Genomic DNA, 1,654 nt, shown 5'->3' with positions numbered 1-1,654 from the left:
GCCATTTTTAACATACAATGAAAGGCCCAAAAAATTGACTAAACTTATAAGTATTTGTTAAACTATTAATTAACCATTTTATAATTTTTAAAATCATTAGTTAATAAGTAAACTTTATGAATGATACTAACTTGAACTTATCTAACAAAGTTAATAAAACACTCAAAGACATAGTAAAAGAAAATGAAAATTTAAGCAAAGAATTGTCTTTAATTAAAAGTAAACTTAAAACTAAAAATACTAAACCCAAATCCACTCCTATAAGATTCTATCTAAATGAAAAGACAATAAAACTTGTAAAACGCTGCATCACAAAACTTCAATCTATAGACCCAATTTCTGGATGGTTCGTATACATATTATCAATAACTGGTTGTAGAGGAGTAGAGATACAAAATGTCAAACTTGCTGATATATCACAAGAAAAAAGCAATAATGATGAGGTATTTTATAGTTTACGTGTAAATGTTGCAAAGAAGCGAAGTAATATTTGCATCAGAGAAGTAGTAATTAGTGAAAATGAATATAAATCTATTATGAGAGTACATCATGATTATTTTATATCTAAAGGGAAAGACACAAGACGTACATATCTATTTCAAAAAAGCAAAAATAAATTTAAAGATAACAAAATTAATATAAATAAAATTGCAATTAAGTTTAAATTACTACTAAAATCAGCTGGATTTAAACACCGTAAATCACTACATATATGCCGCAACATATTTATTGCTTCGCTTAAATCCAAAGGGTACAACTCATTTGAAATTAAAGAATTAATGAAATATGCATCAACTTCTGAAATTGATAATGTTTACGGATTATCTTCGGCTAGCAAAATACAAGCTTATAAGGACATTAAAAATTCTTTGAAATAATATCAATGTCATCATATTGTATATTTCATATATTGCTATATGAGCTATACAAACATAATATTAAATCAATATATTACTATAATAAAACTAACAAAAAGAAGTTACAATTCTCTTTGTTAGAATTTTTTATTTTAGAAATAAAGGTTAAAAGTAATTTAACAAATAGCTATTATATGATAATGTAATTAATTTTAGCTAAAATCAATATTTGACATAATAAGTAAGCATAAAAAAAAGGCATATAGCCTTTTAATAAAATAAACATATATGGAGTAAACTATATCATCTTAAATATACGCTTAGATTTAAGATGATATTCTTGCCCTCTATCTTTAAGATAAAGAGGATCATATAAAACTTCTGTATTATTTGTTGCCATAAAATGGGACCCAATATTATTCTTTAATTTAACTTCACTTATCTCAAATTCATCCTTTAAACATTTATAAGATTTATCTTCAACACGAACATCTCTTTTAACGCCAAAGAAACTTAAGATCTTACATGGATTTAAAATATAACAATTAATCCCCATATAACCTAATCTAACAAATTGATAATAATTATTATTAATATCATTAAAGTCAAATTTGTTCTTTGTAAGTGATGATATGTAATAATGCAAAGATAAAAAGTAACAACCCCAACGTCTAATCTCTTCAACAAATCTTTTATCATTTTGTTGTAATTTCATATATCATTTAACCTCCTATATAATCCAAACCTCATTCATAAACTTCTAAAAAGGAATATCTTCATTAAATTCACAAGCAGGA

At 24.4% G+C, this 1,654-nt stretch carries 2 protein-coding genes; one reads left to right on the top strand and one right to left on the bottom strand.

The features are described 5' to 3' along the window. The first annotated feature begins 116 nt into the window (after positions 1 to 116). Positions 117 to 878 carry a site-specific integrase gene (locus U880_RS0100520; RefSeq protein ID WP_024654347.1) on the top strand — a complete coding sequence of 254 codons (762 nt, stop codon included), beginning with the start codon at positions 117 to 119 and terminating at the stop codon, positions 876 to 878. Between the two features lie 277 nt (positions 879 to 1,155). On the opposite strand, the gene U880_RS0100515 is transcribed toward U880_RS0100520, so the two are convergent. After that, positions 1,156 to 1,572, bottom strand: a complete 417-nt coding sequence (locus U880_RS0100515; RefSeq protein WP_024654346.1) for a DUF261 domain-containing protein — start codon at positions 1,570 to 1,572, stop codon at positions 1,156 to 1,158. Positions 1,573 to 1,654 lie beyond the last annotated feature (82 nt).

Source organism: Borrelia hispanica CRI (assembly GCF_000500065.1).
In the GTDB taxonomy this organism is placed as follows: Bacteria; Spirochaetota; Spirochaetia; order Borreliales; family Borreliaceae; genus Borrelia; species Borrelia hispanica.
Note: the sequence above shows the minus strand (reverse complement) of the source record. Positions and strands in the feature narration are given on the sequence as shown.

What these genes read in the sequence shown, in the direction of transcription:
- U880_RS0100520 (WP_024654347.1), top strand. Translation starts at nt 117, where the DNA reads ATGAATGATACTAACTTGAACTTATCTAACAAAGTTAATAAAACACTC.
- U880_RS0100515 (WP_024654346.1), bottom strand. Translation starts at nt 1,572, where the DNA reads ATGAAATTACAACAAAATGATAAAAGATTTGTTGAAGAGATTAGACGT.